This is a genomic window from Lysinibacillus sp. S1 (genome assembly GCF_044986265.1).
GTDB classification, from domain to species: Bacteria; Bacillota; Bacilli; order Bacillales_A; family Planococcaceae; genus Lysinibacillus; species Lysinibacillus capsici.
Window position 1 is genome coordinate 607,775 of record NZ_CP173154.1, and the last position, 23,817, is coordinate 631,591.

Here is a 23,817-nt window from a genome sequence, read left to right on the forward strand (position 1 = left end):
AAGGTCTTTGAAATTTGATATTTTATTACCGAGCTTGATCTGTTCCAGATTCATAAATCATTCCGTTTTGATAATTAAAGTACATTGCAAAGGTTCCACCATCATAAACCTCTCCTGTTTTAATCACTTGATTAATAATGGAGACGTATTCCTCGTAAGTTACACCAGCATATTCGGCATTGAAACGTAATTTTTCTTCAAATGTAAATGAAGAAGAATTCCAAGATTTGGACTCTATATTAAAACTCCCCTTACCTCTATGTCCATTTTCTATGATAAGCTCTTTTAAAATTTCAGCATTCTTCTTCTCATGTTCACCTGCTACATAGCCAGCTGGACGAGGGATTTTTGTTTTAATATCCTGATAGCTCCAATCGCTATACTTAACTGGACTCTTAGTTGTTGGTTTAGGATCAGGTTTTGGTTCTGGCGTTGGTTTCGGTGTTGGTGTTGGAATTGGCTCTGCTACGAAATCAGCATCTATATTCATAGCACGGTGCATGAAAAGGACATAGTGAACACGCGTTAAAGAACCATTCAATTTAAACGTATAGTCCTCATAACCTGTCGTTACGCCATTTGAATATAATGCTTTCACGTATTCCTCATATTTTGAACCTTTTACATCCCCAAACACATAATCTGCCTTCACTTCAAGATTGAAAGCTACAGCAATAATTTTCGCCATTTCCCCACGTGTCAAAGGCTTATTCGGGTTTACATTGCCCTGGCTGTCTAATTCTAAAAGCCCTGCCTCTACTAAGTCCTTGATGTCATTGTAAAAAGGACTATCTGTACGTAGATCCTTTGGCTGCTTAAAATCCTTTGTTTTTTCAAGTGTTAAATCATTGATTTTCAGCGCACGGCTAACTAATGCAGCAGCGTGTTGACGGCTGATTGTTGTATCTGGACGGAAAGTACCGTCTTCATAGCCTTGAATGATCCCAGCATCTCGCATTTCATGAATAATTTTATAGTATGGAGAATTTACTTTTACATCTTTGAAAGGATTATTGGCCAATACTACAGTTCCTTTTGTTCCTGCAGCCTCAGCATAATGAGTCGGAATAGGTGCCACCATCACTGGAACAGCAATAGCAGCTGCTAATGTCGCCATAAATAATTTGTTTCTCATTTCATTTTCCTCCTTCAACAAATGGTATTTTTTTGCTCAATCTATATTTCAAACCAATAACTATTTAATAGGAAGTTTCTATAACTACATTATACCATATCTGTTAAAATAATCAATTTATTTCCATGAAAAAAGACTCACCATTTTTGGCGAATCCTCTTTTTTTATGTGTACTTTTCTCATAGTTTTAGGCTACCTTAGACTTGTGGCTTCAGAGGTATTTTTGGCTTTTTCTTTAAATCTTTCTCCACTACGTCTTCGAACCACTGGTCAATCGTTTCTTTTTTCCAACCTTTCGTACTCCCTATTCGTACATCGTGTGGAGGAAATTGATTTCTGCCTATTAAAACAGCAATTTTCCGACGATCTCCCCAGCCTACTTTTTCGGTCAATTTTCCAATATCAGTTTGGCTTAAATATACTTTTTCCAATGACATCTCTTCCTTAACGTTCAAAAACCTTATTTTTATTTACTTTATTAAATACTTTGTCTTGTTTCTTCTCATCGTCTTGGAAAGGAGAAATAGGTTGTCGTATCAGTTCCTTCCTCCAATGTAACAGATCTGGCACTTGATGATTGTTGTGTTTAGTCAATTGGATAATATGATCAATTTTATTAATCAATACATCTTTGGGTATTTCTTGATTTAAAGCTTCATAAATAATTTGTTTTGGACTAATAGAAGGCGTATCAACACTAGAATATACTTTTGTTCCTTCTCTTGTGAAAAGACTAATTTCAGCGAAGTAACCACTATTAAAAAGCATATCGAGGTTATCAGGCAAATTTGAAACTATTGTGTCATGGATAACCTTATCAGTTGATCTTGCTGTTTGTGGATCGATTAAATACATTGATTCATATCTCTCTATTGTACCTAGATAAGACAAATCTTTTGATACTGCCATTGCATAAAGGTTGACTTCATAGCCTTTTTCTTTTAAAGATGTAGCAGTCTGCATAGGCGTTTCAATTGTTCGTAAAGTGCCTTCAATAGTTAAATTGAAACCCTGGCTACTAAAATGTTCAATCAAGGCTTCAGTCATTTTGTTAGAAAAGGGCGTAACATGTGCCACATAATCTTTACCGTATTTTTCAACCAGTAAATCAAAATTAGGATGCATTTGTTTAAATGTATCATTATCGATGGTTATAACATCGTTGTTCAATTTATCCTTTATAATAGCATGTAATGTAGTTTTCCCTGCACCTGCTTGTCCCCCTAAAAGATAAGCAACTGGCTTTTGAAAAGGCTTCTTTTTTTTACTTAATCTATCTATGGTAAATTGCAAACGCTCCTGGAACTCATCTTCTGAAAAATAAGCGAGATCAAACTTATTCATGCTGATTTTTCCTTTGTGATTCCTTTAATGTAATCGTTCATATTCTCCCAATAAGACTTAACATTATCTAATTCAACATTTGACATTTTAAATAAGTCTACATTAAGCATTTCTGAGAACTGTTGTAACAGACTAACATAAAAGTTATTACTATCGTTTTTATCAACACCATTTTTCAAGATAAAATTTAGTAATCGAGCATAGACACCGTTAGAAAATTCGTTTAATACTTCGATTTTGAAAGTTTGTTCGTAATTTAAAGATTTCTCCATCGTTTTACACCCCTTTGTATATACTTCATTTGATAGTATTAGTATAACCCAATTTGTTGCTAATTACAACAAAACTAATTTTATAATTAAAGTAAATGACTAGGTATGAATGAAGTTGTCTAGCTCATCTTTAGTAATAAACCCAATTTTATAATAAATAATCGCTTCATCTTTACTCATTTGAAATGGGTTTTGCTTATTCATTAAAAATGACTTTGCTGAAAGGAATTGCGACTCGTTTAATACTATTAAAGGTTTATCCCTTGTTGTCATAGGTATTTTTTCAACACTTATTTTAGTAAAATCACTTTTCAACTTATAATAATCAGCGTAACCTCCTTCTTCATCAAAACGGTCAATTGAAATATAAATTTCATGTGTATCAAACGGCAATACCATTGTATAATCCCCTTTTTAAAAGGATTCCCCAAAATTGGCGAATCCCTTTGTTTTATATATTTAGTAGCGAATCGATATATCCATACTTCTTTTCTGTAAAAAGTATAGGTTTAAAAAAGCAAATACTTGTGTTATTAGTAACACGCCTAGACCAGCATAACCAACGTTTAAAAACGTGTCCCATAGTTCCCCAACGATAAAACGCAGCATTAATGAGATCCCCATTACCATGCCTAGCAACATGTACACGGCCATCGCGAAACCTCTACGTTTACGGTATAATTCATCACGTTTCTTTAGCTCAAATATCATGTTTTTATGTATTTGGCTAAATAAGTCACCTGGATTACCGCCATGCTCATATTGAATCTTTAAATTTTGATGAAACTGATCTAAGGTAGGAAAATCATACTTTTCAAACTGTTTTGTATTTAATTGAGCCTCTTTTTCTAACTGTTGAATACTGATTTCAATTGCTTTTTGTATGTCTGGATGGACAGTTGCTTTCGTTTCCTTAAATGCATGAAGCACATTTTCACCTGTTTGTAGAAAGAAGATCATGTTCGTGACATACTTTAATAGCTCACTTAAATGCATTTGATATTTTTTTAATTGGCGATTTTGTACCGTAAAGACAAAAAAGAAAAAGAGAGCACCTATGCAGCCAACAATAATACTAATGGTGCGCTCTTTTGAAATGAGATAGAAAAACTGATAGTTGGCCAAGAACCATATTAGTAAATAAAACGCGATTTCCCAGCCATAGAACAAAACACGAGCTTCTTTTAATAATTGTTTCATGACAATTTACTGCCTCCCTTTTGGCAAAAATACGTCTGGAACTAAATGAATTAATTCTTTATCTTCTAGTTCCGCCAATGTTTTTTCTGATAAAGGATGATAACGTTGTTCGATACGATATTCACCTGTCTTTTGATCCCTTACTTTCACTTCTCTATACACATAATTTCCTACTGTTCCTTTAGAAGTAAACTCCGTATACTCGGCCAATTCTTTGATTCTTCGAACAGTTTTTCCTTCTTTGGTCCTTGTCCCTTGTAAATAGCAACCCCAACGTAAAAATTCTACGATTTCATTTCCAATTAATTGATCATCAATAATCGCATAAGCTGGTGATTGTCGAATCATCGGAATCAAGCGAGATGGGATATTCATGGCCCCTTTAGCGTGTAAAGTAGAGATAATGGCATGATCGGTTTTAGCACTATCTAATACATCTGCAGCTACTGCACCTCGGATCTCAGCGATAATGGTCCAATCAGGGTTATTTCGAAGTGCTGCTTTCACACCATCGCTCATTTCAAACACACCAGGTATTGTTTTCCAACTTGTAATATCCTTTTCAGGGTATAATGTTTTTATATGACTATCCCGTGTATCTTCAATTAATACAATGTTTGCATCTTCAGCTGTATATCCAACTAACAGTTTTTGAAATTCTGTCTTTCCTGAACCTGTTCGTCCACAAATGATAAGATTACTTTCGGCAAGCGTTAATACTTTAAACAATTGCTCTACGGGTTCATGATCTCCTGTCACTAAAGCAGCTATTGAACTAATCGCTAAATGAGGACGAGAAACACGAATGGCAAGATTAACACCGTCAATGCTAATACGTTGATGTGTGCCGCTGATCCGTAAAATACCGATTTCTGTATCCAATTGTGGCTCAGTGTGCGAAAAATTACCTTTTTGAATATCTGATATTTGTTTCACGAGTCTTTGCACGTCTTCTTTACTTGGCTGGTCTGGCGCTAAATATCGCCCTTTTTCATTATCTTGTATCCTCAATTGTGTTCCATTAAATCTAATATCTGTGATAGTTAATTGTTTCAAATAAGGCCCTAAAAAACTTTGTTCCAATATTTCATTAATTCTTTCTTCTAGACGTTCCTGATCGCTCATTACGTTCATTTTTTATACCTCCATTTGTTCAATAGACAAACATTTTTGCAATCCTTCCAACAATAGTTGGGCTTCTTCCATCGTAAGTGATACGCCTTTTCCTGCTTTTTCTTTTTGAGGAGACCACCACCGTATATCAATAGTAGTTGGTTTATGATACCAACTTACTTTTGACAATTCCCTTGTCCATCCCGTATCAGCAGTTCGCAAAAGGGCAACATTTTCAATAATTTCAAACGTTTCCTTAGACATTCACCACCATCCTCCTTTGTCATATTGTTTAAAGTCTATTTAGGCATGGTATTTAATGCATCTGTCACATTCGTCATGTAGTGCAAGAAAATGACACCAGCAAATCCACCCACTAAAAAAAGCGATATTAGAATTGGAAATAAACCAAATTTATCGCTTGCATTCATCTTATGTTGTATCAATTCATCAACCTTATTTTCCTGAAGGTTTTGGATATATCGCTCTAATTCCTGTATAGATTCCTTTTCTACACCTTGTTCACTAAATTGGTAAATCATATTCATAACCATGTAAGCCTCACTAGAACCTATATAATCCGCAAATTCTAAATAGGCATTTCGATCATTTCCATTCTCGATTTTCTGAATAAGTTTGATCAATTCTTTATCCAATGGATCAGGCGTATATTTCAACGCTACTTTCAATGTTTGATAGACATTTCCTGAACTCGGTAGTAATGCTATGAAGCTCTGCAAAAATTGCGGAAACAAAAAGGAATTTTTTACATCAATATTTTTTTTGGTTGCCAGCAATTTGATATAAGCAAATTTCCATCCTAGATAAAAGCCAGCTGGCAAACCAATTAACAATATTGGTTTTTTAATCACCATAATGATCATTGTATACAGCATGGTTACAACCACAGCGTATAAAATACGATGGATTAGAAATTTCTTTTTATCTTTTCCGAAAAATTCTAAATGAGCGTCAAGCAACCGTTCTTTAAGCAACTCGTTAAACATCTTTAATAACTCCTTCCAAGTAATTTTCTAATTTTATGGTGAGGATAAGATAGACTTGTTTTTATTAAAGTCCTTTGCTAAATACTCAAAACGAAATTTAGCTGCAGTAATGCCTCTATTAAAAATCGGTTTAAGCCCCTTGTTGGTACGAACAATTATTGACTCCCCTGCTTTTAAATGCATTAATTCATCTATAGACAAAAGTTTCTCACTTCGACTCACACCTATAATTTTTTTCATCCCAATGTAAGCTGATAGTTTTTCTGCAGTAGTTATATCATTAATTCCCATAAAAATTTGGTTGGAACAGTTACCAATTATCGTATCTGCTTCTTCTCCATACAAATTTTTTATTTGATACATTAATTGAAAAATCAAGTGAAATCTGAACCCCATTTTAGCACCACAAGCCACCATCTCACCCATATTTTCAATTGGTGGCATATTACCTAAATCATCTAGTAAAAAATGTACTAGGCGGTTCGTTTTACCACTAGGACTCATTTTCGCTTTCTCTACATTGACACGATATAGATGACTTATAAACTTACTCGCTAACATGCGACTTGACCAATCAGTTGAAACCACAAAAATAGCAATTGGCTTGTCGCCAAATCTTACATCAGTTAAATCTAAATCAATTTCTGTACAATGTTGACTCACATTAAAAACGTAAACATCATAACCCCGAGCAACTAAAGTTTCATAACTGGCAGCCGCAAGATCTCCTTTAGCATCATTGATGACTAAGGATGGTTTATTTTTAGCACGACTTTGTACATCAATCATTGGGAAAACAAAGGATTCTCCTTTGCCTGCGCGTGCAGGCCCAATAACCATCGTATGAACTGGTCTAGTATCAATCAGTAGACGGTAAGAGCGAAATTTTTCTTGCAAGGCAGAAATAATCACACCACCATCGCCCTCAAATTCTTTGGAGGTAGCTGGAATAATTTGATATTGTCTTTTTAATTCTTGTACCTGTTCAAACATGCTTTCATTCGCTTCCTTCCATAATCAATTTTTGAATATTTGTTATCTTTTCATCTTGAGCTGAAGACATTTTATTTTGCATCGTTTTTTCGCGTTGATTTCGTAAAATACTTGTCCATTCCCTCAAAACTTTATCTGGTAAGTATTTTTTTAAATCCTTGAAAATTCTACGTTCAATAGGTATTGATTCAATCGTTGATCCGTAAGTAAGATAACTAAAGAGCTGTAAAAATGACCAGGTAGGGATTTCATCTAAATAATCATCCGTTGATTGTAATAGTTGATACAAGGTACTTGTCAAATTAGAAAACTCTGCTGTACTCATCGCTGAAGACATACAAACAAAAAGGTCTCTTTCACTTTTTGAAGTGAAGACCATTTCAGACATCTTTAAATTGTGATACTTAGTGGACATAATGGGTAGAGATAATATGGACTTACTATTATCAAAGTCCTCTGCTAGATACTCCCAACGGAACTTAGCAGCTGTAACGCCCGTATTAAAAATAGGCTTAGGCACAATTTTTCTACGCTCATTATCTTGACGCTTATTAGCACGAACGACTACAGATTCCCCTTCTTTTAACTGCATTAATTCATCTGGCATCAGTAATGCACGTTCTTTCACGGATTCACTATGCGACTTATCTGTAGACAGTAATTTCCCACTACGACTCACATCTGTAATTGTTTTTGTACCAATGAGCGCGGAGAACTGTTCTGCTGTCGCTTTATCTTTCGTTAAAATATATATTTGGTTAGAGCAGTTACCAATGATTGTATCTGCGTCATCACCATATAGGGATTTCATTTGAGAATAAGCTTGTATAATTAAATGGAACCTAAACCCTCGGCCAGCCCCTACAGTAACCATACCGTCCATACCATCCACTACTGGCATATTCCCAAATTCATCAAGTAAAGCATGTACATGGCGTTTCATTTTGCCACTAGGACTCATAGTAGCCTTCTCAGCATTTACTCGATATAATTGACTCACAAAAATACTGGCCAAAACGTGGTTCGATTTATCATAGTCAGGCGTTACCATAAAAATCGCGATTGGCTTGTCGCCAAATCCGACTTCTGTTAAATCTAAACTGTTGTAACTTGTAAGTTTTGCATTGGGTTCTAATGTGAAAATTTGCAATTTATCCATCGCTGATGAGAAAATTCCTGCGCGTGTATTACCAGCAGCAAAGTTACTTGTTGCATACATCATACGAGCAGGATTAACCTCATCTCTGGCTTGGAAAAATAAATCTAATGCGTTTTCACCTGTTTCCGCATTAGTATCACTTCCAAGTGTAGACAGGAAATTAGCCACAGAATATAAGTTAATCGTATCTTCTTTACCAGTCAGTAACGCATCCTCAGTCAAAGCTAAAATGATTGCTGTCACCAAAGATTGAGCTGAGTTGGACCAAAACTTATCTTTTGCTGATGGATCATTGTATAGCATAAACCCTACGCTATTCGCATACTGTTGCGCTAAACTCGTATTTCCTGATTTCCACGCATCGATAACTACTTGTAATGGATTAAATCCCATTCCCATGTATTGTTGTATTAAATTAAATACATGCACTTCGTAACCACGAGCAATTAGCGTGTCATAACTAGCAGCTGCAAGTTCCCCTTTTGGATCGTTGACAACTAAGGAGGGCTTATTTTTGGCTCGACTCAGTACATCTATCTGAGGAAATACAAAAGTTTCCCCTTTACCCGATCTCGTAATCCCAATAACCATCGTATGAATGGGTCCTTCATCGATTAATAGACGGTACGGACGCCCTTTTTCCTGTAAAGCTGAAATAATGACGCCACCATCACCGTCATATTCTTTTTCTGCAGCAGGTATAATTTTGTATTGCTTTTTTAATTCACGCACCTGTTCAAATTCACTAGTGCCGTGCTGCCCTTTATTCAAATCCACAAAATTCAAGCGAATTTTATAGATAAATTTCACAAATCCTATCGTGCTTAGAATTGCAAACCCTATATAAAACGGAATCCAAGTTGACTGAAAATCTAAAAAGCTTCGCCAATCAATCGAAAAAGATACACTCTTGGGATCTGCCTGGAATTGATGAAATGATGCCAGTATAGATTGAAGGAATGCAAGCACAAAATTCGAAACAAAAAACATGAGTGACCAAAAAACTATAGAGAAAACAAGAAGTCCTTTAGGTTGTGCTAAACGTTGTAAATATTTTGTTTCATTCATAGACCTTACTCCTTTCTTTCAAATTCCAACAAAAAACACGCTCTGGATGTAGTAGTTACATCTGAACGTGTTWGATTTCTTGTTGCTCTCTTTGAGGGGCAATATTCCCATAGTCCGTATTTATATAAGCTATAGCAGCTACAAATACAAAAAACAAAAACCAAATTGACTTTTTGAGAAATTTTTTCATATATCTCACCTTATTTGTATTGGAAATTCAATTCATACTGGTAATAATCTTCATAAGTACGCGTATCAGAGGCTGGTCTTACCACTGTTCCTCGGTACTTATAAATACGTGTATCCATTTCAGGTCTTGTAACTGTACCAGTGTAATTTTGGACGTACTCATAAATACGTGTATCTGTAGCTGGTTTTGTTACTGTTCCCTTATAAGCATATACGCGTGTATCAACTGCAGGCTTTGTGACCATTCCTTTATACTTATCTACCAAAATATATCCACTGTAAAAGCAAGTTGTAGTATCCCCATCAATCGTGCGATTTACTAAAGTTAAAGATTGTCCATTTATATAATAAAAATGAGAACAACCACCCGTCCCCAAGTTAGGATAAACCTCGCTTATTGTAGTGAATTCTTCAACTTGATAACGTTCTAAATATCCAAAGTAACCATCTTGATGATAATTGGCTGAATTTTGGTCTTGAATATACTTAGTATCGCTTGGAGTATACGTTCCACTTACAAGATACTTTTCAAGCTTTCCTGTATAACCATTTTCATTGTATTCTTCAGCTGTAGCACCCTCTATCCATTTTGTATCTGAAGGTGTGTATTCACCACTAAAAATCGTTTTAACTGGATCTCCACTCTTCAACAAATTACCTCTATACCCGTCCGATCCATAGTCTATAGAACCTGGGAAAACGCTAGTAAATAAGGATGTTTTAGTTGTCGTGATCACCTTACTATCAGCTAGCATAAGTTTCCCACTATAAAGATAGCGTTCTAGGGTGCCTGTATAACCATTTTGGTTATACACAGCTGAGTCCTCGCCTGTCACATATTTTTCATCTGCCAGCGTATTTGTTCCACCTGTTTGTATCGTCTTTACAACTTTTCCACCTGATACTTTAACGGTCACTTTCTCCCCATCAACACGTACAACTTCTACTTTTCCCATATCTGCAGATACATCCAGCAGATTTTTTAACCCTGGCACCGTAAATGTATACTCTTTATCTGGCTGCAATGACTCAGGTGTTTTTGTAGAGTATGACTTTGCAATTTCAGTTGGCAGATTAGGTTCATTAGAATTACCACCATTTTTACCTGTGGTACGCTTCATAATCACGATTTTATCTTGACCATCTAGCGTTTTCATACCACGCACATTTTGATAGTTGTATTTATACCCAATAACAATCTCTTCTCCAAACTTAACAAGCCCTAGCTTAGAGAAAGTCACTGTTAAATCCTTTTTCTTTAATCTTTCAGCTACTTGTGAAACATGTTCAGACACACCGCCTTCTTCTTTGACAAGCTCCGTAACCTCTTCTGTCATCTTCAAAAAGGCATGTTGCTGAAAAGCATCGATAGACATCATAAGAAGAAAAGGAAAAACCACAGCTGCAAACAACGCTGTGGCCAGAATAGCACCTTTTAGGTTAGACATATGAAATCTCTCACCCCTTTCATTAAAAGAAGGTTCTACAGTACACTTGATTTAATTGAAGTAGTTGATCTGATCTAATCAGTTCACCTACCTATATTGGAAATTAAGATTGTACTGGTAATAATTCTCATAAGTACGCGTATCAGAGGCTGGTCTTACCACTGTTCCGCGGTATTTATAAATACGTGTATCCATTTCAGGTCTTGTAACCGTACCAGTGTAATYYTGTACATATTCATATATTCGTGTATCAGTAGCTGGCTTCGTTACTGTTCCCTTATAAGCATATACACGTGTGTCTATACCTGGTTTTGTTACTGTGCCACGATATTTGTTAATAATGATATTTTCAGAAACAGTATACTTGTAATAACATGTTTTTGCCCCCATTACATCCTCTGTGTAGTCATACAAAGGATAACTGCCACCTGGATATACCGCAGGACAGCTCAATCCCGTAGGTACAACATAATCAGCATAACGATCTACTAATACCTCTTTCCAACCAGCAACATATTGTTCTAACATACCTGTATAGCCATTTTGGTTGTAATAGGCTTGATCCTGACCCTCTACATATCTACTCTCGCTAGGGATGTATACGCCACTTACAACATATCTTTCAAGCTTGCCTGTATAACCGTTTTTATTGTAATCTTCAGCTGTAGCACCTTCTATCCATTTAGTATCTGAAGGTGTGTATTCACCACTAAAGATCGTTTTAACTGGATCTCCATTCTTCAACAAAGTACCATGATAGCCATCTGATCCATAATCAATAGAACCTGGGAAAATGCTAGTAAATAACGATGTTTTGGTTGTCGTGATCACCTTACTATCAGCTGGCATAAGTTTCCCACTATAAAGATAGCGTTCTAGGGTGCCTGTATAACCATTTTGGTTATACGTAGCTGTATCTTCACCTGTCACATATTTTTCATCTGCCAGCGTATTTGTTCCACCTGTTTGTACTGTTTTTACTACTTTTCCACCTGATACTTTAACGGTCACTTTCTCCCCTTCAACACGTACAACTTCTACTTTCCCCATATCTGCAGATACACCCAGTAGATTTTTTAATCCTGGTACCGTAAATGTATACTCTTTATCTGGCTGCACTGACTCAGGTGTTTTTGTAGAGTATGACTTTGCAATCTCAGTTGGCAGATTAGGTTCATTAGAATTACCACCATTTTTACCTGTGGAACGCTTCATAATCACGATTTTATCTTGACCATCTAGCGTTTTCTTACCACGCACATTTTGATAGTTGTATTCATACCCAATAACAATATCTTCTCCAAATTTAACAAGTCCTGGCTTAGAGAAAGTCACCGTTAAATCCTTTTTCTTTAATCTTTCAGCTACTTGTGAAACATGTTCAGATACACCGCCTTCTTCTTTGACAAGCTCCGTCACCTCTTCTGTCATCTTCAAAAAGGCATGTTGTTGAAAAGCATCGATAGACATCATGAGAAGAAAAGGAAAAACCACAGCTGCAAACAACGCTGTGGCCAGAATAGCACCTTTTAGGTTAGACATATGAAATCTCTCACTCCCTTCTTGTGAAATGACTCACCATTCTGCTAAACCTTTCGGTTCAAGCACTTAAAGGTAGAAAGTTTTATCGTCCTCAATTACTCATATACTCAAATTGTAGTTGATATTGATAGTAGTTGGCGTAAGTACGTGTATCTGATTCTGATCTTGTGACGTATCCTTCGTAATCCCAACTTGGATTACCTTTAGAATTGTCATAAACTATACCAGTAAATTTACGAATACCCTTAGTAGCTAAAATTTCAAGGGTATCTCCATTTTTAGGATTAGGGACAATGGAATTAAGATCAGGTTTATTTGGATATTCGACACCGTTTAATAATTCTAGTGATGATTCTCCAGATCTATAAACATACTTAGGTTCATCAAAGAAGGTATCCACATAATCAATTAAATCACCTACCCAAGTTACACCATTTGAATCTGTTTCTTTGTACTTGAAAACAGTGTTACTACACGCTGTTGTTCCGCTAGTACGAGTCCAATCCCCATCTTTATAAACATAAAATGAAAAGCTTCCAGCTACCAAATGTATACATAAATTATCACCTGTTACTTGTTTACTTGGTGCTGTTCCTGAATATCCAACGTATTGTAACTTACCTACATACCCATCTTGGTTATAATTCAAGTATTTCGCTACTCTAGGACTACTTCGTTTTTCTGTAACTCGAACAAATTTCGTATCAGCTGGAATAAATGCTCCACCTGTTTGAACTTTCTTTGAGATGGCTCCATTAGAAACTCTCGCTGTTACTTCTTCACCGTTAACACGCACAATTTCAACATTTCCAGTATTTGAAGTTACATTTAGTATATTTTTTAACCCTGGTATGTTAAACGTAAATTCACCATTGGCATTTAACGATTCAGGCGTTGTCACAGAATATGTTTGAGGTTCCTTTGGCGTGGTAGGATTACCGCCACCTGCGACTATACGTTTGTCTATTACCACTTTATTTTGTGTAGCTAACTTTTGTTTACCACGTACATTTTGATACTCATATTGATAATTAATAACAATTTCTTCTCCAAACTGAACTAAACTAGGTTTAGAAAAGGTCACTATGTAGCCTTTGCCCTTTAAATTATTCGCTACCTGTTGTACTTGTTCGGAAACGCCACCTTCTTGTTTAAGAAGCTCTGCTATTTTTTCTGTTGTACTGAGATAAGCACGCTGTTGCAAAGAGTCGATTCCAAAACTTAATAAGAAAGGAAACACTACACCAACCCATAGTGCCATCGCCAATATTGCACCTTTTAGATTTGACATGCCTGTGCTTCACCACCCTCCCCTTAAAGTAAAAGGCACTCACCAAATTTGGTGAGTACCTACTCTAATTCATTCAGTGTTAAGTGTCGTTCAGCAGTACCCTTCACTTTACCCTTTTCATCAATATATCGAATACGGTATTGGATACCGCGAATATCTTTATCAATGGATGTTACTTTACCTCCTGCATCTACAAATGCATAATTTACTTGGAGCTTGTAGGTAAGATTTTTTTGAGTTGCTGCAATTTCAGTCAACAAATTTTCTACTAATTCCTTTTCATCTATATACAAAGCGTCCTTCTCTGATCGTCCCTGCTCATTTAAGCCTGTTCGAATGGCTCCTACATGAGCAGTTTCCAAAACCACTTCAGTTTCGGCCATTGTACGTGTCGTTATATTCTGAACTGATGCCCCGTAGGCAATAAACCCTATAAAAGCTACGAACGCTAGTAGTGGTACAAACCATTTCAAAAAAGTCGTCATAATATCTCCTTCCTTGTGTCTTATCKTTCATATTGAAGTTTCCGCATTTGATTTTCTTTTTTGAAAAGTTGTTGATTAACACATTTCTCAAAAGACTTATGATCATCCAGAGAAAATTTTATTGGCGATAAGGCATCATCAGGATATTCAAAAACTTTGTACTCTAAATTCATTTTCTCAAAAAATCCAATCAACTCATGTGTTTTGTTCTGACCTTCAGCTGTATGTGGCATAGCTAGAATAAATGTTTTATGCTGTAAATCCCTGTTTAACATTAGTTTCTGGATAGGTTCTTTAAAATCAACATTGTCCTCTCCCTGTATAACTAATACGCCACATTCTGCATCAACACTTCGGAATGATAAAGCATCCATTCTCGAATTGCATATTACTACATGTTGCATGGACTTTTTAATATCAATATAATTTCTGCTGTTTGACTCAAATTTTTGATCAAAAAACTGAACATATCGCTGAAATTTTTCCTTTTCCTTTACTAAAAAGTCATTTCCATCTTTACACGTTTCAGGGTATATAAAAATTTGATAATCAGCATGTATTTCTTCCAGACAACTAGCGATTTCTTTGGAAGCTTTATAGCCAGCAACATCATCGTCCATAGCAATAAGAAATCGCTTATTCTTAAATTTTTCTGGATTTTCTTTTATATAGTTGCAGAGCGTTCTATATTTCCGAGAACCTGTTAAAGCCATAATTCCAAGCGTTTTATCGATTTCACGGAATGATAAACTGTCCAGAATAGCTTCACCAATAACAACGGTTTTTGCCTCTTCAGGAATATCAACAAAAAAATCCCTCGCTTCATTTGAGGGATTCACAACTAGTTGTATTTCTTTAGGTTCAATATTTGGATTGATGGAAGAACGTAATAAAATGCGATCTATACGACCATCCTCACTAAATAACGGAAAGACAAGGTTTCTTTGACACATCCAATGATTATCTGCATAATTTTTCGGTAATAATCCATTCGCATATTCAAACATAAATTTCACGCCTTCTGGATTAGAAAAATCAGCAATGAACGGGGAAGTAGTTGCACGTGAAAGTCCTCGATAACCCTTATCTAAAGTGTCACTTTCGATATTTTGTAGGACATGAGTCATTAATTTTGTAAAGTCGGCCAGCTGCTTAGACTCCTTAACGCTAAGTCCCTTTCTTTTATCTTGATCAGTAGAGTAAGAGATTTCAGCCTCTTTTTCTTCGTAGGATAAAATAAAACGCTCACCACAACTATTTTCTCGATTGCATTGAATGAAATTCATATTGTTTTTATAAATAAACGCTTCCTGTTGCTGGCACTCTGGACACGTACAAATGAAATATCTGCCTCGATCCTTTGCATTTAATTCGGCCAACATCTCATTTATATCTTGATAAAGTAATTTATTGAGGCTCATCCTCCTTCACCTCATCTCTCTGTAATTGCTTTTCAATATCCAACTTAAATTGTTGTAGAATTGGACTTAAAACAAGAGATTCAATCATTTCATCATTAGCAAGCGAGAAGCCTTGCGATAAAATAGCATCATATTTTTCTTTTAAAGCCGTAACCAGTGTTAAATGAATTTCGTAAGCTTCAGCAAAACTATTTTGTTCTACAAAAGTGGAAAAAAGAATCAGCTGAACAGCCTGATATAGTTTGAAATTGGGACATAAAGCCTCAATGCGGTGTTTTCCTACAGACTGAAAACTTGCACCAGTATATTGAGTAAATTGTTTGAAAGCTGCATCCTCTTGCAATATCAAATTTACCTTTTCCTCTAACAGTTTCTGCTGTTGAAGATAGTCTGTTTGCTCACCTTGCAAAGTCTTTTGAGCATCGAGGACTAACTTTTCTAAAGCAGTTTTTATAGCTGCCATCATTTGCTCAAGTTCTGCATAAAAGCCTGTTCTAACAAGTGGTTGCATGGTCCCATATACTTGATTTAGTTGTGAACCATCTAAATAAATAGGGAACGGTTCAAAAGCAGAAACACCGAATAGTTGATCAAAGCGAATCGCAAATGTCGCAAACTCTTTATTAATAAACAGCTGCTTTTCCTCCTCAACATACTCCTTTAGGGTGTTGACATACTTATGTCGTATATCTTCTTCCCAACTATCAAATGTTAGAATTGTATGCTCAAGCTGTTTTTGGAGGCTATCTTTTTTGTCAAAATGAACTTGGCTGATAACTAAACATTGGCCATCAATCCAAAACTCAAAAGACTTGGTAGAGGCTGCCCTTTTTTCTTTTGCAATTCTGTCACGAATCCTATCAATAATTCCTTCTGCTTCGGTAAAAAAATAATTCCGTTCTTCATCAATTTCTCGAAAGTAATCACCGTCATCCTTGAAACGAATCAATAATTTTCGTAACACATTGTTTTCTCCTTCCCTTGCTTTCCCTCAGTAAAATATTAGATCAGAATCCAGATACTTTTCCTGTCATCCAAGCAACGAAAGATGCAGCTAGATAAACAATGGCGAATCCGATAAATACGTTCATCATCCAAGACTGCGCACTTTCTTTCTTTTGAGGATCTTTTGCAAACATCCAAACAAGGCCAATAATAATTAAAACCAAGCCAGCTACTGCAGGCGCAAATTTTTGTACGTCATTTGCAATCTCATTTATAAGTGTAATGGCATTATCCATGCTTTATACCTCCTTTTCCTTAGCTAGAGAAGCTATCATTCCTTTATTTTCTAAGCTAAATTCAAGAATTAGAGCTTGATGTTGCTGATGTAGCCAATCAAAATAAGACTGTCCCTGTGCCTCAAATATTTCCTTTACTAAGGCCTCAGTTTCAGCAAATCCTTCTGGCTTTACTTTGCTTTGACGCTTTCTTTCTGATGGTGTCAATTTGTAATTCTCCTTTCGATAAAATAAAAAAGCAGAAGATCGTTATCTTCTGCTCCTCATGACTCCCTGCCCCTAGGGCTAAATTAAGCCTTTATCATACGCCAATTCCGCTAAATACGTTGTCTACCATTTTCGTCCATCCAGCACCGATTTTCGCCATTAAAGGATCGATTACGCCAGTGGCAAAGGCTACCATTCCACCGAATAAAACTAAAACGATGATGGCTAATGTGATCTCTGCTTTGTAGTTATTCAATTCCTATACCTCCCTTCAATTGAGTTAGAGCAATAAAAAAAGAAGAGTCCCTCACGATCTCTTCTAAAAGGCTGTCTTTTTAAACGCCAATTCCGCCAAATACGTTGTCTACCATTTTCGTCCATCCAGCACCGATTTTCGCCATTAGAGGATCGACTACACCAGTAGCAAAGGCTACCATCCCACCAAATAAAACTAAAACGATAATAGCTAGAGTGATCTCTGCTTTGTAGTTATTCAAAATTCTCCACCTCCCTTCAAGGGCAATAAAAAAAGAGTGGCCAACGCCCCCTCTCTTGAATGCATTAATATTTAGTTCCAGCCCCAAGCTGCCTGTCGAACATTAATAAACTATCAAACACATTATTTTTTAAATGGATTAGAACCATCTTTAAAGATACCTTTTGCCATAACATCAGGATGATTATATTTACTGTCAAAGTAATCTTTTGCTACTTCAGCAACACCATTTTCTTTCGCCAAAGTTACAGTGTGATTAAGTCCAATTACGTAAGGAACGATTCCAGGAGCTTCATTAAAAATAGCAGCCTGCTTTTTAATGTAGGCTTTCATTTCAGCCTCAATTACAGCGCGCTTTTCAAGGTCATTCCAGTTATCGGCCAATTTTGTTTTAAAATTTGTAAGATCATGTTCAATTAAATTTCCCCAGAAAATTTTATTGTACTCGTATTTACCATCGACAAGTTCAAAGTACGCTGGTGTTTTTTCAGCTTCAAATGCACGATATGGTTGCCAGTCATTTTCTCGAATGCCGTATTGAATTAACTCTTGGCGATTTGCATTTGTTGCATAAACTTTTAATGCTTTAAGTGCTTCGTGTGGTGTATACTCATGCTTATTTCCATACATATCATAAGTATACTCACCTGCTTTATCTGCCCAAATATCTGTGTCAGAAAGCTTCACGTTAAACGTTTCTTCTAATGCTTGTCGACGCTCACTATCATTGTTTGATTGTAGTTTTTGCTGCGTTGTTGTTTTTACTGGTGCTACTTCTACAATTGGTTCTACCTGGTTAACTGGTTTTGTTTCTGTTTCCGCAGCAAATGCTGATGTCATTAGCATAATAGATGCCACAGCAGCGAATGGCACAGCCATCATTTTACGTTTAAGGTTGTTTGTCATTTTCACTATAATCCCCATCCTTTTTTTAGTATCTTAGTTTTTAAAAATAGAAAGGACTCCCCAAAATTGGGGAATCCCTATCGTTCATGAGCTTGTGCAGCCATAGCTTTGTTTTGCTTTCTATCAAGTTGTACTGGTTCATGCTCGTACAACTTTTGATCAATAACAGTTGTAAAGTCCTTTAAACGTTCATTCATATAAAGAATGCTCTGCATCAACTTTGATTTAGCTGAATCTTTTACTTCGGAAATACTATCGCGAACACCGTCCCGTAGCCCAATTACCTTGTCATCCATTTTTTGTTTGGATGTTAATGTACGTTCAATAATAGAATCTTTGAAATGCTGGCGACATTCCTTTAGAAGATTTTTCATTTCATCACGATAGTCAGCGAATGTCTTCCTCTTTGATTGTGGATCCACAGAATTGAGCATTTGTTCGATACCTATTTCAATACGATTAAATTGCTCACTAATTAAATGTTCCACCTCTTTCTTGGTTAAGAAAGATTGGTCATTTTCATCATCAATTGCCTGTGTTTCGACAACCTTCATTAATTCAGTACCATGTTGTTCAATTTCATTTCGCATGTCTTTTGTGAATGTATCCTTTACATGCTTTCGTTTTTGATATTGTAAGAACATATCTGAATTAGTTAATGAAGGATTAAGTCCTTCATATGAAAAGCCATGTTCTTCAGCAATTTCCCTCGCATATTTTTCCGCACGCCACAGTTGTTTATAGGATTTTAATAAGAAAGGTTGAAACTCATCCTTTCCTTCACGACCTTTGTAGCTTACAGCTGCGTCAACATGCCATTTCCCATCATCTCCGTACATGCACAAAGTAACTTTTGGTTTATTGCCGTGTACTTCCTGCCTACTTTCTACAAAAGACAACATATCTGAAATGTCCACTGGCTCAAGTTCATACCCATAGATTTGTTGCTTCGAACGTTCTTCCATTTTCTCTTTGCCCTCCCATCAAAAATATTAATATTTCAAAAGCGAAAAGGATCTCTCCTATAAATAGGAAAGACCCTTTATGTATCCTGTCAAAAGTTTTTCTTTCTTCAGGACATAATCTTCTGATACTAATACTTTAGCACAGATTTTCCGAAAAAAAGTCCGCATTTTGTACGTGATTTGTACGCATTTTGTACGCGATTTGTACGCATTTTGTACGCGATTTGTACGCATTTTGTACGCGATTTGTACGAAGTATCGCTTGCCCTTGTTTTATCAACTGCATCCTTGTTGTTAGAGATGGTTTACTCATCCAATTCTAATTGCCTTTTAATTGAATAAATAGTGTTCCTAGCAAGACCTGTTTCTCGATGAATATTCACTACTGATTCATTTTGTTTTAATAATTGGACCACTACATTATAGATAAGACGATCCTTTCCCTTTGCTTCAGCATGATATTTTCTAGGCTTGCCTTTGAAAGCTCCACGCTCTTTAGCAATAGCGATACCTTCTGACTGTGCTGTTTTAATTCGATTTCGTTCTTCTTCAACCATCCACGAAAGAAGTGTCAAAACGAGATCGGACACCAGCTGGCCAACACCTCCTGCTAGTTCTTTATATTTTCGTGTATCAAGGATTGGCATATTTAAAACAACAATATCAATTTCATCTTCTGTTATTTGCTTCCATTCATTAAGGATTTCTTGTTTGTTCCGCCCGAAACGACTTAAATCATGAATGACCAGCACATCACCAAACCGCATTTTCGATCTCATTTCACGATAAACAGAACGAGCAAAATCTTTTCCTGACTTTTTTTCACTGTAAATTTTTTCACATCCGAAAGCTTCAAGCTCCTTCAGCTGGCGATCTAAATTTTGATCAACAGAACTAACCCGTGCATAACCAAAAATCATTATGTATCGACTCCTTTAATTGAACAACTTATAATGAACAATCTAATACATTGATATTACTACATTCTATTTTGTTCAGCTAGAGTCTACTTATAATGAACAGAAAATAGATTTAAATATACATACTATATAATTTTTTATATTAAGAGGATATTTTACAATATTATAGAATTAAATTAATAGCAATTAAAAAATTGGAAAAGGAGTAGTTTTATTATGAATAAATTATTTAGATTTAAAATTCTGTTATTAGTTTTTATGATTTCTTTAGCAACTACTTTTGCAATTCCTTTTTATACTTATGCAACAGAAATTGATAGTGATTCAAAGGTAAATCCTTTGGGGGCTGGAGAATGGGATTTTAAAGGACAACAAAATCCAACACTTGGAGCAGGAGTAGCATGGTTGACTAATGAATATGTTGCGACTGATGGTGGGAATTTTAAAATAGATATGCAAAGCACTTTTTATAGTTCAAATTATGTCCATACTACTTATTTTGTTAATGGGGTTAAAAAGTTTACTTTACTTAATTCAATAGATGACTATAAAGGAACTGTTCAAATTGGTAATCTTAATGCAGGTGATAGAGTACAATTCTCTATTTTAGTTGATAAGGGTGACAAGTTTACATTAAGCTTTTATGATTAAAGAAAAAAAACATCTTTTTATAAAGATATTTCAGAGTGTCGACAAACTAAATTCGTAACAAAAAGTTATCATAAGTCGGCATTTAACTTTAGTTTTCTATGTTCAAATATTTTTCTGAATCCTAGAAAATAAAGGGTTTGGAAAATCTGAAAAAATTGTACTTATAGCCGTTTAATTTAAAAATAATAGACAAAGTCGAAAAAATCGACTTTGTCTACAGTCTGAAACATCTTTTTATAAAGATGTTTTTATTTTTTCTTTATTCTTATTATAAATGTATATTTTCACGGTACTTTCTTTTAAAAGTTTATTAGAGGCTAACTTTGTCTACAGTGTAGTATATATTGTCCTTTCTATTTCCTTACCAATATCTACTTGTTTTTCCCCATCTAACAATGTACTTACTTCCACAATTAGTTCTTGGGGATCTTCCGGTGGAGGAATTCTCATATCTACTCCTCCATCAATTTTGTTTGGATAAGCATTAGATAATTCATTATTAATTTTTTTTGCGATCTCAACCAATAAATTATTTCTTTCTAACTCTTCTTCTGTTATCATTTGACGAATTTCACCTTTTTTTACATTAACATTATATTTTTCAAATTTAGTTGACCTAATCAAATTTCTCACAACATCTTTGATTTCATGTTTTACTGAATCATAATACTCTTGGCTTCCAAGAACATCAATATCTATATCCTTCGAATTGTTATCAACATGAGTATTAATACTATAGGTACCTATTTTATATTTCCCCACTAATTTTACTTCTATCTTTTCCAACATTTGAATTTCAGCACTTTTTGGTGGTGGACTAATGTTATTTTCAGCAGAACCATTTAAAGAAGCTAATCCGAAGCTTAATAATAGTACCCCCATGATGCTTAAGACTACAATAAGGAATTTCTTTTTAATAAATCCCACCTCCTCTCATTTTACGATATGAGCAGATATCATAATGTATTCGACCTTTTTCGTCTTATTCAACTTTTTAATGTAAAATCATGAAACACTAAAATTTTAAGAATAAAGCCACCTTTAATGCGGCTAGTTATTAAGCCTCTTTGCTTTGGCCAGATGACCTGCTCATCACTGGGGCAATCAATCCAAACATATTCAGCTGCAGGACCTGGTTAATCGGTTGACCATAAAAATACACTTGTAGGACCTAGTTCATCTTTGGTCCATTTAAATAGGGCAATACTTATTAAATCCAAAATCATTAGCCATAATATGACTAATTGCTACCGCGCTATGTTGACCGTTCAATACAAGTAATTATGTTACTTCATCGAAAGAAGCATTATAGCCGAGCTGTACTTTTACTGATTCAATTAGTTTGTCTTCTATCATCTATTTTCTTGTGCTGCTGTCTTTTGATTTCAGTTTCGCGTTGAGCCTTCCTTCCAGCCTCTAAAGTGGCCACAATTTCTTTCTTTTCCTTAAGTAATTCTTCAATTCATCTTCTTTCTTTCTGGCGTTCTTCTAGGTAAATAGAAATCGAAGAGACCTTTTCATAAAAATTTTAATTAATGGAAGGTATTTGAAATTATATGTATAAATTACTCTTATACCAACTAAAATTAATTTTCTTTGGAGGGAGGAATTAATGAAGAAATTTTTTTTACTTCTTTTCATTTGTGTATTTTTAGCAAGTTGTCAACAAAGTACAGACCACGATACAACGTTAGATTCGAGCAAAAAATCTGAAGTTGCTTTTTCTCCTGACATGGAAATGGGTTTAACGTTAAAAGAAGCAATTGAGATTGCCCAAAAAGAGGCTCTTCAGTGGAACAAAGAAGCAATGTTATATAGTGGAAATAGTGTTGACAAAGATAAAACGCCAACAGGAATGGAAGGCAGAAGAAAGTACTGGAGCATTGAATTTGGCATACCAAATAAAAAAGACTATTATTTAATAACTATTCAAAACGGAAAGGTACTAGATAAAGTACATGTTCCTAATGAATTAAACGCTATGCCTAAAAGTCACTTTATTTCTAGTGTTGAAGAATTTAAGTATGATACACCTGAATTACTAAAAAGGGCTCAAAAAATCACCAAAATTTATCCCGGAGACACTTTTGCTAAGGGATATAATTTTAGTTTTACTAAAGACTCGCAAAAAAACATTCCAATTGTGATGGTTATCGGATGGGACCAGTCCAAGGAAAATATGATTTATTTATTGTTCAATGCAGAAACGGGTGAGCTAGAAGAAGAATTTGAAAGAGAACAATATAAAAACTAAAAGGGGTTGTATTCATGAAGAAAAATGCAGTTATCTCGATACTTACTTGTTTTATATTTATTTTTACATTTTCACCGAAAACACAGGCCATCGAAACACCGGACATCGAAACACAAGCGCTCTCTGAACATATTGCAGGTGTAGTAACTGGTTATACAGGAAATAAAATAGGGCATGGTGGAGCAAGTTATCCAAAAACAGTATATGACTGTTGCTGTTCATCAAAAATCAACATCAAACCATGATACTATATTTCCTTTTGGTTCTACTATACTCATAAAAAATGCTTTATATGTAGAAGGTTATAGTAATAAAACTATTTTTAAAGTAACGGACACAGGTGATTTAAATAGAAAAAGAGATTTATATTGGTTTGATGTGTATTTTGGACTCAAAAATGCTACTAATGATAAAAACGCAAATGAATTTGGAGAAAAAAATAAAAATATTGCTTACACAGCATATTAATGCATGAAAATAAAAATCACACAACCTAGACTTGTCTGATGT

29 protein-coding genes are annotated in these 23,817 nt (G+C 35.2%); 4 read left to right on the forward strand and 25 right to left on the reverse strand.

The window, feature by feature from the left end:
- Nucleotides 1-25: 25 nt before the first annotated feature.
- The 24 genes from ACHZEU_RS03135 to ACHZEU_RS03250 all read right to left on the reverse strand — a co-directional run bounded on the left by ACHZEU_RS03135 (nucleotide 26) and on the right by ACHZEU_RS03250 (nucleotide 20,402).
- Complete coding sequence (locus tag ACHZEU_RS03135) at nucleotides 26-1,135, reverse strand: S-layer homology domain-containing protein (RefSeq protein ID WP_216486345.1); 1,110 nt, start codon at nucleotides 1,133-1,135, stop codon at nucleotides 26-28.
- 197 nt (nucleotides 1,136-1,332) lie between these two features.
- Entirely contained in the window at nucleotides 1,333-1,566 is a 234-nt protein-coding gene (locus tag ACHZEU_RS03140; protein WP_004230943.1) for a hypothetical protein, read from the reverse strand.
- 13 nt (nucleotides 1,567-1,579) lie between these two features.
- Nucleotides 1,580-2,479, reverse strand: coding sequence for a zeta toxin family protein (locus ACHZEU_RS03145; protein ID WP_004230941.1), 900 nt, complete (start codon nucleotides 2,477-2,479; stop codon nucleotides 1,580-1,582).
- Nucleotides 2,476-2,751, reverse strand: coding sequence for a hypothetical protein (locus ACHZEU_RS03150; protein ID WP_004230939.1), 276 nt, complete (start codon nucleotides 2,749-2,751; stop codon nucleotides 2,476-2,478). Before ACHZEU_RS03150 ends, ACHZEU_RS03145 begins: the two co-directional genes overlap by 4 nt.
- 99 nt (nucleotides 2,752-2,850) lie before the next feature.
- Nucleotides 2,851-3,150, reverse strand: a complete 300-nt coding sequence (locus ACHZEU_RS03155) for a hypothetical protein (RefSeq protein ID WP_004230937.1) — start codon at nucleotides 3,148-3,150, stop codon at nucleotides 2,851-2,853.
- 60 nt (nucleotides 3,151-3,210) lie between these two features.
- On the reverse strand, nucleotides 3,211-3,951 hold the full coding sequence (locus tag ACHZEU_RS03160; protein ID WP_004230936.1) for a type II secretion system F family protein: 741 nt from the start codon (nucleotides 3,949-3,951) through the stop codon (nucleotides 3,211-3,213).
- Nucleotides 3,952-3,957: 6 nt separating this feature from the next.
- Nucleotides 3,958-5,085: an ATPase, T2SS/T4P/T4SS family gene (locus tag ACHZEU_RS03165; protein ID WP_004230935.1), complete on the reverse strand. Its 1,128-nt coding sequence runs from the start codon at nucleotides 5,083-5,085 to the stop codon at nucleotides 3,958-3,960.
- Nucleotides 5,086-5,088: 3 nt separating this feature from the next.
- Nucleotides 5,089-5,328 (reverse strand): YdbC family protein, encoded by a 240-nt coding sequence (locus ACHZEU_RS03170; protein ID WP_004230933.1) that lies wholly within the window; start codon nucleotides 5,326-5,328, stop codon nucleotides 5,089-5,091.
- Nucleotides 5,329-5,363: 35 nt separating this feature from the next.
- Nucleotides 5,364-6,071 (reverse strand): hypothetical protein, encoded by a 708-nt coding sequence (locus ACHZEU_RS03175; protein WP_004230931.1) that lies wholly within the window; start codon nucleotides 6,069-6,071, stop codon nucleotides 5,364-5,366.
- 33 nt (nucleotides 6,072-6,104) lie between these two features.
- A complete protein-coding gene (locus ACHZEU_RS03180; RefSeq protein ID WP_404804004.1) occupies nucleotides 6,105-7,064 on the reverse strand; it encodes a type IV secretory system conjugative DNA transfer family protein in 960 nt (319 codons plus the stop codon).
- Nucleotides 7,065-7,068: 4 nt separating this feature from the next.
- Complete coding sequence (locus ACHZEU_RS03185) at nucleotides 7,069-9,291, reverse strand: VirD4-like conjugal transfer protein, CD1115 family (RefSeq protein WP_404804005.1); 2,223 nt, start codon at nucleotides 9,289-9,291, stop codon at nucleotides 7,069-7,071.
- Nucleotides 9,292-9,491: 200 nt separating this feature from the next.
- On the reverse strand, nucleotides 9,492-10,928 hold the full coding sequence (locus tag ACHZEU_RS03190; protein ID WP_004230925.1) for a hypothetical protein: 1,437 nt from the start codon (nucleotides 10,926-10,928) through the stop codon (nucleotides 9,492-9,494).
- 87 nt (nucleotides 10,929-11,015) lie between these two features.
- Nucleotides 11,016-12,470 carry a hypothetical protein gene (locus ACHZEU_RS03195; RefSeq protein ID WP_404804006.1) on the reverse strand — a complete coding sequence of 485 codons (1,455 nt, stop codon included), beginning with the start codon at nucleotides 12,468-12,470 and terminating at the stop codon, nucleotides 11,016-11,018.
- Nucleotides 12,471-12,561: 91 nt separating this feature from the next.
- Nucleotides 12,562-13,761 (reverse strand): hypothetical protein, encoded by a 1,200-nt coding sequence (locus ACHZEU_RS03200; RefSeq protein WP_404804007.1) that lies wholly within the window; start codon nucleotides 13,759-13,761, stop codon nucleotides 12,562-12,564.
- Nucleotides 13,762-13,820: 59 nt separating this feature from the next.
- On the reverse strand, nucleotides 13,821-14,246 hold the full coding sequence (locus ACHZEU_RS03205; RefSeq protein WP_404804008.1) for a hypothetical protein: 426 nt from the start codon (nucleotides 14,244-14,246) through the stop codon (nucleotides 13,821-13,823).
- Between the two features lie 20 nt (nucleotides 14,247-14,266).
- Nucleotides 14,267-15,667 carry a toprim domain-containing protein gene (locus tag ACHZEU_RS03210; RefSeq protein ID WP_404804009.1) on the reverse strand — a complete coding sequence of 467 codons (1,401 nt, stop codon included), beginning with the start codon at nucleotides 15,665-15,667 and terminating at the stop codon, nucleotides 14,267-14,269.
- A complete protein-coding gene (locus ACHZEU_RS03215) occupies nucleotides 15,654-16,631 on the reverse strand; it encodes a hypothetical protein (protein WP_404804010.1) in 978 nt (325 codons plus the stop codon). Before ACHZEU_RS03215 ends, ACHZEU_RS03210 begins: the two co-directional genes overlap by 14 nt.
- 43 nt (nucleotides 16,632-16,674) lie before the next feature.
- Nucleotides 16,675-16,908 (reverse strand): pilin, encoded by a 234-nt coding sequence (locus ACHZEU_RS03220; RefSeq protein ID WP_004230916.1) that lies wholly within the window; start codon nucleotides 16,906-16,908, stop codon nucleotides 16,675-16,677.
- Between the two features lie 3 nt (nucleotides 16,909-16,911).
- Nucleotides 16,912-17,115, reverse strand: a complete 204-nt coding sequence (locus ACHZEU_RS03225) for a hypothetical protein (protein WP_004230914.1) — start codon at nucleotides 17,113-17,115, stop codon at nucleotides 16,912-16,914.
- Between the two features lie 94 nt (nucleotides 17,116-17,209).
- Nucleotides 17,210-17,371 (reverse strand): hypothetical protein, encoded by a 162-nt coding sequence (locus ACHZEU_RS03230; RefSeq protein ID WP_004230910.1) that lies wholly within the window; start codon nucleotides 17,369-17,371, stop codon nucleotides 17,210-17,212.
- Between the two features lie 79 nt (nucleotides 17,372-17,450).
- The gene (locus ACHZEU_RS03235) at nucleotides 17,451-17,612 is read right to left on the reverse strand and encodes a hypothetical protein (protein ID WP_004224145.1); all 162 of its coding nucleotides are present in this window, start codon (nucleotides 17,610-17,612) and stop codon (nucleotides 17,451-17,453) included.
- Between the two features lie 122 nt (nucleotides 17,613-17,734).
- Nucleotides 17,735-18,517, reverse strand: a complete 783-nt coding sequence (locus tag ACHZEU_RS03240; protein WP_404804011.1) for a hypothetical protein — start codon at nucleotides 18,515-18,517, stop codon at nucleotides 17,735-17,737.
- Between the two features lie 77 nt (nucleotides 18,518-18,594).
- Nucleotides 18,595-19,482, reverse strand: a complete 888-nt coding sequence (locus ACHZEU_RS03245) for a hypothetical protein (RefSeq protein WP_404804012.1) — start codon at nucleotides 19,480-19,482, stop codon at nucleotides 18,595-18,597.
- A 305-nt stretch (nucleotides 19,483-19,787) separates the two neighbouring features.
- Nucleotides 19,788-20,402 carry a recombinase family protein gene (locus tag ACHZEU_RS03250; RefSeq protein ID WP_004224151.1) on the reverse strand — a complete coding sequence of 205 codons (615 nt, stop codon included), beginning with the start codon at nucleotides 20,400-20,402 and terminating at the stop codon, nucleotides 19,788-19,790.
- Nucleotides 20,403-20,618: 216 nt separating this feature from the next.
- On the opposite strand from ACHZEU_RS03250, the gene ACHZEU_RS03255 reads away from it, so the two are divergent.
- Nucleotides 20,619-21,053 carry a hypothetical protein gene (locus ACHZEU_RS03255; RefSeq protein ID WP_004224152.1) on the forward strand — a complete coding sequence of 145 codons (435 nt, stop codon included), beginning with the start codon at nucleotides 20,619-20,621 and terminating at the stop codon, nucleotides 21,051-21,053.
- A gap of 327 nt (nucleotides 21,054-21,380) precedes the next feature.
- On the opposite strand, the gene ACHZEU_RS03260 is transcribed toward ACHZEU_RS03255, so the two are convergent.
- Nucleotides 21,381-21,935 carry a hypothetical protein gene (locus ACHZEU_RS03260; RefSeq protein ID WP_404804013.1) on the reverse strand — a complete coding sequence of 185 codons (555 nt, stop codon included), beginning with the start codon at nucleotides 21,933-21,935 and terminating at the stop codon, nucleotides 21,381-21,383.
- Between the two features lie 730 nt (nucleotides 21,936-22,665).
- Between ACHZEU_RS03260 and ACHZEU_RS03265 the strand changes: the two genes are divergently transcribed.
- The 3 genes from ACHZEU_RS03265 to ACHZEU_RS03275 are packed head-to-tail and all read left to right on the forward strand — an operon-like array spanning nucleotide 22,666 to nucleotide 23,775.
- Nucleotides 22,666-23,307, forward strand: a complete 642-nt coding sequence (locus ACHZEU_RS03265; RefSeq protein ID WP_004224156.1) for a hypothetical protein — start codon at nucleotides 22,666-22,668, stop codon at nucleotides 23,305-23,307.
- Between the two features lie 14 nt (nucleotides 23,308-23,321).
- A complete protein-coding gene (locus ACHZEU_RS03270) occupies nucleotides 23,322-23,552 on the forward strand; it encodes a hypothetical protein (RefSeq protein WP_004224158.1) in 231 nt (76 codons plus the stop codon).
- Complete coding sequence (locus ACHZEU_RS03275) at nucleotides 23,512-23,775, forward strand: hypothetical protein (RefSeq protein WP_175400785.1); 264 nt, start codon at nucleotides 23,512-23,514, stop codon at nucleotides 23,773-23,775. The genes ACHZEU_RS03270 and ACHZEU_RS03275 overlap by 41 nt, the downstream gene beginning before the upstream one ends.
- Nucleotides 23,776-23,817 lie beyond the last annotated feature (42 nt).